Origin of the sequence: Sphingobacterium sp. MYb382, assembly GCF_037572665.1 — a bacterium.
In the GTDB taxonomy this organism is placed as follows: Bacteria; Bacteroidota; Bacteroidia; order Sphingobacteriales; family Sphingobacteriaceae; genus Sphingobacterium.
This window is the reverse complement of record NZ_JBBGZT010000011.1, coordinates 199211-208826: the sequence shown is the minus strand read 5'-3', so window position 1 is coordinate 208826 and position 9616 is coordinate 199211. Positions and strand designations below refer to the sequence as shown.

The window sequence follows — 9616 nt, the reverse complement described above, 5'->3', positions numbered from 1 at the left end:
CGTCAATACTTAACTTTTCTGTTGTGTTCTCAGGGAAAACAGTCCAGTATTCTGCATGAGACTTTTGATTCCAATCATGAAAGTCACTAAGATGGTTTTTATAGTGCTCCTGGAGCTGTTTTCCATCTAACTGGAAGAAAAGACCTAATAGATGAGCACTAATGGGATAATTATCCAAATATCCCCTTTAAAAAAAGCCCGAACTCTGTAGTCATTCGAGCCCCTTCACGCACCAAGTTCCAATCTCTAGTAATGATTTTCCCATCAGCTAGAACTGTCCAACGTCGGCGTTTAATATGAAGTGTAACTTTCTGAGTGCGAATAGGAAAATCCTTAATTTCAGCGGATGGCATAAAACCTTTTGATTCTAATTTAGCATTTTCATAACCTGAAGGGGCTATGTTCTTTTCATCGAGATAAATATGAAGTTCGTTGTCTTTTGAGACAACATCCATGATATCAAAATATTCTAATAGCCCTTCGGGCATCAATAAAGTCAGAAGTTTACGTTCGGCGTCTTGCAAAGTATATCTATTTAAAACGCTAAACTAACAATAATTAAATTTACCCCCCAAGAATTCCGTATGATCCGAGAACCCATAGGTTCGATCCGAAGGAGGTTTAGGGTATGTGTGCGAGATATGCGCGGCTAAACCAATCCCAATTCTCCGCAGGATTATAGAAGCTCAATCGAAAGATTGGGCTTTTTTTGTGCATTGGATTTCAGGATGAGACCCCATAGGTTCGATCCGAAGGAGGTTTAGGGTATGTGAGCGGGATATGCGCGGCTAAACCAATCCCAATTCTCCGCAGGATTATAGAAGCTCAATCGAAAGATTGGGCTTTTTTGTGCATTGGATTTTGGGATGAGAACTCAAAGGTTCGATCCTAAGGAGGTTTAGGGTATGTGTGCGGGATATGCGCGGCTAAACCAATCCCAATTCTCCGCAGAATTATAGAAGCTCAATCGAAAGATTGGGCTTTTTTTGTGCATTGACTTTCAGGATGAAAACTCAAAGGTTCGATCCGAAGGAGGTTTAGGGTATGTGCGCGAGATATGCGCGGCTAAACCAATCCCAATTCTCCGCAGAATTATAAAAGCTCAATCGAAAGATTGGGCTTTTTTTGTGTATTGGATTTTGGGATGAAAACTCAAAGGTTCGATCCGAATGAGGTTTAGGGTATGTGTGCGTGATATGCGCGGCTAAACCAATCCCAATTCTCTGCAGAATAATAGAAGCTCAATCGAAAGATTGGACTTTTTTTGTGCATTTACTTTTGGGATGATAAAATATTAAACTAAAGTCCTGTATCCCCTAATCCAGCATTAGGCCTGTATTTCTTGAACATTCGATACGCTTTATACTTAATTCTATCCTTAAGTATTTTAGGTGTCAAAACCTCTATAGAATCACCAAAACCTAAAATCTCTCTTTCTAATTCTAAATTTAATACGACGTCTAGACGAATGAGAATATGACCATGTACATCCGTTTCTATTAGTTGTTGACTATTATGAATAGGTTTGGTCAACACATAAGGAGCATTCCCTGAATCAACCTTAAGGACAACACGCTTTGCACGATCTTTCTCTGACTTGGTGACACCTATTGTGTCGGCATAATAACGATCAAAATCAATTCCATCATAAGGTACAAATTCGGATTTTGACATTTCCGCAATATCAACTATACGGTCTAAAGCTAAAGTCACTAATACCGTGGTTTTCTTAACTTTACATATAAGAAACCAACGGTTTCGATATTCTTTCAATAAATAAGGAAAATAAACAGTCTCTGTCTCCGACTTCGCTTTAAAGGACTTGTATGCAATAAGTAACGGTCTTTTTTCACGAATGGCTTTATAAATAGGTGTAATCCAATTTAAACCTTTTAGTAAAGTATTGCTTTCGAGTTGAATGGCAGAAATCGTATCATCTACTTGTATAGACATGTTATTTTCTAGACGCGCAATAATATCACTCATCTCCTCGAAATAAGTAAATCCATTCAAGAGCTTCAAAATGTCAACCGCATCTTTCATCTTTGCCATATCCCCTTCTGACAAAGGAGAATTACTTATTGAATAATTAGGGTCTTCATAGGTATAAAACTTACGTTTCAGGACAATAATAGGTGCATTATATCCCAATTTATTACTACGCATCAATTGAATATCACCTTGTATGGTTCGCTTACTGACACCATCATGAATACCTTCAAACTCATAAAGCGCATCAGAAACCTTGGTAATCAATTCCTCTAGCGTCCATTTACGATGCTTTTGCTTAAGACAATTATCGATGATCTTGTAGCGCATTAACGCCAATTTGTTGATAGCCATACCCTATTTCAATGAATTTAAAGATAGTTATTATTTTTTTTACTACGCACTACAGCTGCGCAATAATAATTACAAGGATAATAGCATAAAAAATAATAAAAATTAAAACCCTAAAAAACAATAAGTTATATAAAAAACATAACAAAACAACCAGCCACACAACAATTGCGCAGAAAGACTGCGCACTACTGTTAGCGCCTTTGTAAGGTCATAAATGACGACCGTTCTTTGATTAAAACAAGCATTAAGCTTTTGAAGATATGTACAGCGATGTACAAAGACACCTTCTAAATTGACCATCACCCTTAGTCTCTGGTTTCTGTATAGCCAGGTAGTATTGTCGCAATAGCGAGCAATATGCTGGTAGATTGAAAATTTAAAGGTGAACAAGTTAATGCGCAGGTTCGACTCCTGCCCATACTTAAGTATGGTAACTCAGGGGTTAGCGTTTAACACTATAAAAGAGAGTTCGACTCTCTCTCTCATATTGTATGAGTTTATTGGCGGAACGAAAGTTCCACAAATTAAGTTATGGTCTTCTTTAAAAAGACCTCCTCAAAAAGCTTTTCGTCTTCTGTCGAGTTGCTTTTGGAAAGCGATAATAGGATATTTCGTGCGTACACCATCCCCTATTACAAGTCTAACCAACTTCAACAATTGCCAACCTACTTTGCAATTTAAAAACAAGATTTTACAAGCTTATATAAGCGCATTAATAAAATAACCGCCGCTATATACGTGCCTAAAACCTTCCATTTGAATTCCGCAGGAAAGTAATGTACAAAAGACGAAAAGCCTATTTACACAAAAAATAAAAACACTATAAAATTAAGATCATGAAAAGAATAAGTATACATACAAATCAAGTTGGAATAGTAACAAAAAACAAAGCTGTAATCCGTCTCCTCAATAGTGGAAAACACTGGTTAGGCTTTGGTGAACGTATTGAAGTATATGATAAAGCACAAGCTTTTCATACGACACACAATATCGATGTACTGCTACAGCTAGATGGTTTTCAGGACTGTGTGGAAATTATCGAAGTTGCAGATAATGAACTTTGCTTCGTTTATGTGAACAACAATTTTCAGAAAGTTTTGGTAGCAGGGCGTCATATCTTTTGGAAAGGGTTGCAAAGCTATCGTTTCCAAATCGAGAACATAGCCACGATAGAAATTGCACAATCCGTAAGTCCAGAGCTTCTAGAGAAGCAAACGGTAGCATTTTACGTCAGACAATATAAACTGGAACCTTCGGAGAAAGGCTTGCTCTTTGTTAATGGGGCTTACATCAAAATTTTGGAACCTGGGACGTATGACTGGTGGAAAAATGCGACAACTATTGCTATTAGCAAAGCGGATATGAGAATCACAAACTTGGAGCTTGCGGGACAGGAGATCCTAACCAAAGATAAAGCACAGATTCGGGTTAACTTTTCTATGCAATTTCAAATAGATGATATAGAAAGAACTTTGCTTGGCAATAAAGAATATGAAAAGCAATTATACACCTTGATGCAACTGGTATTGCGCCAGTATATAGGCCAAATGACATTGGATGAGTTGATGGAAAGTAAATCAGAAATTTCGAACTACGTTCTTGAAGCGAGCCGACAAGGTGCGACAGAGCTAGGCCTACGCTTAATAAATGGTGGTTTAAAAGACATCATCTTACCTGGCGATATGCGTGAAATCATGAACCAGGTTTTGATTGCCGAAAAAAGAGCACAGGCAAATATCATTACACGACGTGAAGAAACCGCATCTACACGTAGTTTGTTGAATACGGCGAAGTTGATGGAAGACAATGCAATGTTGTTTAAGCTCAAAGAGATGGAGTATGTAGAGAAAATCGCTGAAAAGATTAATACTATATCTGTTTCAGGAAACGGACAAATTGTAGATCAATTAAAGCAATTATTTGTAAAACAATAACTTAAAAAGAGTGGAACCGGGAGTAAACAAAAGAGACTATTTACTCCTGGATTACGTAAGTATCCAATCGTATATTCCTATATTCGATAAACGTACGCCTCCCTTGGATGATAAAAAGACAAAATGGAAAACAACAGAATAAACGGCAATGATTTGATAGCCATTGGCTACAAAGAAAATCATGCGATGGGCGTAGCATTAAAAATTAATAAAAAAAGATTGGGGTATACGCGTGAGGAGATGCTAAATCATTTCAAAATGGTTTTAACAACCCCAGAACAGTACTTAGGAGATAAGGTATTTCATCCTTTAGCAGAGATATTATTAAATATAGAGCGCATTGATGCCGAAAGTATCCAACTGAAAACAGATCCACAGGACTACGCGATCTATGGAGAAGAACATATTGAAGAAGGTGCTAGGAAACAAATGAACACGGCGATGAAATTACCCGTTACTGTTGCCGGAGCTTTAATGCCCGATGCACATCAAGGGTATGGACTGCCCATCGGTGGTGTGCTAGCAACCAATAATGCTGTTATCCCTTATGGGGTTGGTGTTGATATTGGATGTCGTATGGCACTATCTATATTTGATTTACCTGCCTCCTATGTTGAAACACATGCAGATAAACTCAAGGAAATTATACTACAAGAAACACGCTTTGGTGCTGGTCATGGCTTCTTAAAACATGAACGTATTGATCATGCCGTACTAGAAAACACGCTGTTTAACACACATGATTTTATTCGTAACTTAAAGGATAAAGCATGGACACAGCTTGGTTCATCTGGTGGAGGAAATCACTTTGTGGAGTTCGGAGTAATGGAATTTGCTGCGGCTGACAAAAATTTGGGTGTTGAAAAAGGTAAATACTTGGCACTATTAACACATTCTGGTTCTCGCGGATTAGGTGCTACCATTGCAGATTACTATACGAAACTAGCAATGAAGTTATGTAAACTACCTTACGAAGCACAGCATCTAGCCTATTTGGACCTTAATACAACAGAAGGGATGGACTACTGGCTGGCGATGAATTTGGCGGGTGATTATGCTTCGGCTTGTCATCAGGTTATCCATGACAAAATAAAAACAAGCCTTGGCGCCGAGTTATTGGCTAAGGTTGAAAACCACCATAACTTCGCTTGGAAAGAACAGCATAATAGTGAAGAAGTAATTGTTCACCGTAAAGGGGCAACACCGGCGAGTAAAGATGTATTAGGAATTATTCCAGGCTCTATGGCAACCCCTGGATTTTTAGTACGTGGTAAAGGAGAATCGTCAGCACTTAATTCTGCTTCACATGGTGCCGGGCGTTTAATGAGCCGTACGAAGGCGATAAAAACACTTGTCGCATCGGATTTAACCCAGCTCCTTAAAGACAATGGTATCACGCTCCTTGGCGCTGGAATGGACGAGGCGCCAATGGCCTATAAGGATATACATACGGTGATGGCAGCACAAAAAGACTTAGTCTCTGTCGTTGCAACCTTCTCGCCCAAAATCGTACGTATGGCAAATGACGGCTCAAGAGAAGATTAAACTGACTATAAATATTCTCGAAGAATAGCCATACAGCTTGTATATTTCTATACAAGCTGTATTTGCTTTTAGATACCCTCCCTACAATAATGAAATAAACGAGTCTGCAACAAAGTGAAGCTCTAAATCTATCTGGCTACATTTTGCTCCATATCGACTTTATTTGTAAATAAATTACAAAAACAAATAAAAGATTAAGCAAAAGACCTTACCTTACACAAGAATTGTAAATTAATTACAATAAATGTAATTAAAGAACTATTGAAATTATAATTGGTATTCAACACCATATGGTGTCTAAAAATTAAAATAATGCATATTAAAAGAGAAAAAATGATGTTATTAGCAAATAAAAATGCGGTTATTACAGGAGGAAGTGACGGAATCGGTTTGGGTATCGCAGAATCCTTTGCGGAGCATGGTGCAAATCTAATCTTAATAGGCCGAGATATAGAAAAGCTTAAAAAAGCAAAGGCCGAGGCTTCATGGCACGGAACATCTGTACATATCATCACAAGTGACCTTTCGGATGTAAACACGATAAAAGCTCTTTCAGCAGAAATACTCACCATTTTCCCAAAAGTCGATATTCTCGTAAACAATGCTGGGGTTGGTAAATTTACGCCTTTTCAAGAAACAGATTTATCCTTATTCGACCAACACCTAAACCTCAATGTAAAAGCCCCCTATCTACTGACGCAAGCATTATTACCCTCTCTCATTGAGACCAAGGGTAATATCATTAATATTTCCTCGTATTTCGCTCATCGGATGCTGTATGGAAGAACTACAACGGCCTATTCTCTCACCAAAGGCGCTATCAACTCATTTACAAAATCTTTAGCCTTTGAAATCGGCCATCTTGGTGTTCGTGTGAATGCTATTGCCCCCGGTAGCGTCCAGACACCACAGTTTGAGAGGAATTTGCATAGCCTGACAGACGATGGACAAAAAGCATTTCACAGCATGATAAAGAACATATATCCCTTAGGAAAAATCGGAACCATCGAAGATATTGGGAAGTCGGCAGTGTTTCTAGCATCTGACCAAGCCAGTTGGGTTACAGGTGCCATTTTTGCGATTGACGGGGGATTGACTACCAATTAATCGCATGCTACAATCGACCCCGCTGGGGTCGATTGTATAAATTAAAAATCTTTCTATAAATATTTCACCCCGCTGGGGTGAAGTTGCAAGCGCTTAATCTAAAGAAAACTCACAATCAATTCGGAGGATTGACATATAAATAGCATCTAAATTCAAAAAAACATACGACCCCGCTGGGGGCGATTATACAAACAACAACCGTTCTATAAATATTTCACCCCGCTGGGGTGAAATTGCAAGCGTTTAATCTAAAGAAATTTTCAAAATCAATCCGGAGGATTGACATGTATATAGCATTTAAATTCAAAAAAACATACGACCCCAGCGGGGGTCGCATGTTAATCAAACAAATATTCATCTTTATAAGACAGCTGATACTCCTTTAACAATTCCACGTATTCATCTTTAAAAGTTTTGATACCATGATGTGCTTTTTGATTTGTAATATATGCAATAGTATTGCCTAGGGCAGAATGGCTACAAGAAAAAGCACCAAAGCCTTCTTGCCATTGAAAATTACTTTTCACAAATGAATGCGTTCGTACAAACTGGTTAGAAGATTTTTTAATTTCTCTAACTAAATCTGATAAGCAGCAAGATGGACGCATGCCGATTAACAAATGAATATGGTCTGGCATGCCGTTAATGGCAATAAGCTTTTGTCCTTTTCCAAGAACAATACCTGTTATATACTTATACAAATCCTCCTCCCATAATGAGGTTATTAAATTTTCTCGATTCTTAACCGCAAAAACAACATAAATATAAATTTGCGTAAATGTGTCAGCCATAATAAAAAATAAAGAAACCTAAGTAGTAAAGAAATAAGATGTATAGCCGGTAGAGAAAAGTCACTTCCTTAGGTTTAACTTTAAATACACAGATTAATTACCTGCAAAACAACATTTTACGTGCGCTAAAATACCACAAACTTCCTTTTCCTTAAAACCTCACGGCAATAGCTGTTGTCACCGATGGACTATTCGTTTTTAGTACCGCGTTGCTATTTACAAATAAAGGGTCTCTGCTATGTAGGTTTCGACATTCACTACGCCATACCACATGGTCAGTTATAGCATAATCGACATTCATAGAATAACCAAACGTCTTAAAACCATCATGCCCATCAGCACCAGCTATAATGACGCTGTGCTTATCGCTATAATACTCAGCCCTTGCTGTCATACTCAATTTGGCTATTGGTGCATATTTAAGCAAGAGTAATGGTGCATACCACGTATGATAATTGCTACTACCCTTTGCCTCCTGTTGCAAACCTATATCAAAGCCTATGGTGAAGCCGAGCTTGGCTGATGGCTGATAGATAGCATAAAAGTTATGGAAGTACCGCATCAGCCGAAGGCTATCTACCTTATCATTACCGACGAAAGAGCTGCTATTTAACGTCCATTCGGCATTTGGCTTGTACTGTACTTGGTGGCCAAAAGCAGGCGTTGTATTTCCATCAACCCGTTGGATACGTTGCCAACCGTTAAGCAAGAGCCCACTCACCAACCAACGGCCATCAGCCGTGGTGTAGCTCACCTTAGCACCAGTCTCAAAGTAAGGGGAATTTTCAACCGACAGGCTACGTGTAAGCGCCCAGTTATCTAGTCCTACAGCACTTTCAAGCCCAAGGTGCGAAGAAAAAATACCAGCATCAAGCCATAGATTATGCTTTGCGGAAAGCTTAACGCCTACATTCGCCTCATATATATTTTGTAGTCCATGAGGCTCTGCCGCATAATTAGCACTCATGTAAGTTCCTGCCGCCAAAGCTAAGTTGGCACGCACATTCTCTGTTGCATATGTACCTTTTACCAAGGCCAGATTGATGTTTACTTCATTATTGCGATGATGGCTATAGATAAAGCCCGGTCGGGTATTCGTTTTCGGATTATTGAAGTCATGCGTATAATACATTTCGGCATAGCCGCTAAGTTGAAAAGGTTGGACAGAAGTAGATTCCTGCGCATGCAGCAAGGGGCTAATAGAAAGCCATGCAGCGGCCATTCCTATGATTTTTTTCATATGGTTAAAATAGATGTAGGGAAGATTAAGGGAAAAATAGCGCAGACAATGCTGCGCTATTTACGTGAAAAGTATATTGTAATTATTGACCAGCCAGTTGGTCAAGAGCAAGGTTAAGCATCAATACATTGATTTTCTCCGGACCAAAGAGACCAAGCGCAGGTTTCTGGGTATTATCCTTTACTAAAGTTAAAAGTCTATCTACCGGAAGCTTTCTTATAGCTGCAATACGGTTTACCTGTATATTGGCTGCCTGCACAGATATATCAGGGTCAAGGCCACTACCACTAGCCGTAATCAAGTCCATCGGAATATCAGCAGTCTTCAATCCTGGGTTATGGCTTAACAAGGTGGCAATACGTGTTTTCACTTCATTAAGGTATTCCGCATTGGATGCTCCTTTATTGCTCCCCCCCGAGCCGGCCGCATTATAGCCTACGGCAGATGGACGTGACCAAAAGTAATCATCGGCCGTAAAAGATTGCCCTATATTTTTGTAGTAGGTCTTTCCCTTATAAGTGATGCGTTCTCCATTTCCCCCGTCGGGGGATAATTTAGCTACTCCCCAAACTACGGCCGGATAAACAACGGCTAGCAATACCAACAAGACAAGGGTTAATTTTAGAGCAGGTATGATATGTGTTTTCATTTTATGT

General features: G+C 38.9%; 8 protein-coding genes. 3 read left to right on the top strand and 5 right to left on the bottom strand.

Going from position 1 to position 9616, the window contains the following annotated elements; translation table 11 throughout:
* Positions 1-170: 170 nt before the first annotated feature.
* Together WH223_RS05190 and WH223_RS05185 are read right to left on the bottom strand one after the other, a co-directional pair.
* Entirely contained in the window at positions 171-524 is a 354-nt protein-coding gene (locus tag WH223_RS05190; protein WP_340046147.1) for an ISAon1 family transposase N-terminal region protein, read from the bottom strand.
* A gap of 775 nt (positions 525-1299) precedes the next feature.
* Positions 1300-2343, bottom strand: a complete 1044-nt coding sequence (locus WH223_RS05185) for a helix-turn-helix transcriptional regulator (RefSeq protein ID WP_340046477.1) — start codon at positions 2341-2343, stop codon at positions 1300-1302.
* Between the two features lie 836 nt (positions 2344-3179).
* Here WH223_RS05185 and WH223_RS05180 point away from each other — a divergent pair.
* The 3 genes from WH223_RS05180 (at position 3180) to WH223_RS05170 (ending at position 6929) form a co-directional block, all read left to right on the top strand.
* The gene (locus WH223_RS05180; RefSeq protein ID WP_340046476.1) at positions 3180-4277 is read left to right on the top strand and encodes a slipin family protein; all 1098 of its coding nucleotides are present in this window, start codon (positions 3180-3182) and stop codon (positions 4275-4277) included.
* A 123-nt stretch (positions 4278-4400) separates the two neighbouring features.
* Positions 4401-5822, top strand: a complete 1422-nt coding sequence (locus tag WH223_RS05175) for an RtcB family protein (protein ID WP_340046475.1) — start codon at positions 4401-4403, stop codon at positions 5820-5822.
* Between the two features lie 333 nt (positions 5823-6155).
* The gene (locus WH223_RS05170) at positions 6156-6929 is read left to right on the top strand and encodes an SDR family NAD(P)-dependent oxidoreductase (RefSeq protein WP_340046474.1); all 774 of its coding nucleotides are present in this window, start codon (positions 6156-6158) and stop codon (positions 6927-6929) included.
* A 338-nt stretch (positions 6930-7267) separates the two neighbouring features.
* Here WH223_RS05170 and tnpA read toward each other — a convergent pair whose 3' ends face one another.
* From tnpA to WH223_RS05155, 3 genes are all read right to left on the bottom strand, one after another.
* Positions 7268-7720 (bottom strand): IS200/IS605 family transposase, encoded by a 453-nt coding sequence (gene tnpA, locus WH223_RS05165; protein ID WP_340046473.1) that lies wholly within the window; start codon positions 7718-7720, stop codon positions 7268-7270.
* Between the two features lie 151 nt (positions 7721-7871).
* Positions 7872-8960 (bottom strand): porin, encoded by a 1089-nt coding sequence (locus WH223_RS05160; RefSeq protein WP_340046472.1) that lies wholly within the window; start codon positions 8958-8960, stop codon positions 7872-7874.
* An 82-nt stretch (positions 8961-9042) separates the two neighbouring features.
* Entirely contained in the window at positions 9043-9609 is a 567-nt protein-coding gene (locus tag WH223_RS05155; RefSeq protein WP_340046471.1) for a K(+)-transporting ATPase subunit C, read from the bottom strand.
* Between the last annotated feature and the right edge of the window lie 7 nt (positions 9610-9616).

Excerpts from the sequence above, each read along its gene's own strand:
- WH223_RS05185 (WP_340046477.1), bottom strand. The coding sequence starts at position 2,343 with ATGGCTATCAACAAATTGGCGTTAATGCGCTACAAGATCATCGATAAT.
- WH223_RS05180 (WP_340046476.1), top strand. The coding sequence starts at position 3,180 with ATGAAAAGAATAAGTATACATACAAATCAAGTTGGAATAGTAACAAAA.
- WH223_RS05175 (WP_340046475.1), top strand. The coding sequence starts at position 4,401 with ATGGAAAACAACAGAATAAACGGCAATGATTTGATAGCCATTGGCTAC.
- WH223_RS05170 (WP_340046474.1), top strand. The coding sequence starts at position 6,156 with ATGATGTTATTAGCAAATAAAAATGCGGTTATTACAGGAGGAAGTGAC.
- tnpA (WP_340046473.1), bottom strand. The coding sequence starts at position 7,720 with ATGGCTGACACATTTACGCAAATTTATATTTATGTTGTTTTTGCGGTT.
- WH223_RS05160 (WP_340046472.1), bottom strand. The coding sequence starts at position 8,960 with ATGAAAAAAATCATAGGAATGGCCGCTGCATGGCTTTCTATTAGCCCC.
- WH223_RS05155 (WP_340046471.1), bottom strand. The coding sequence starts at position 9,609 with ATGAAAACACATATCATACCTGCTCTAAAATTAACCCTTGTCTTGTTG.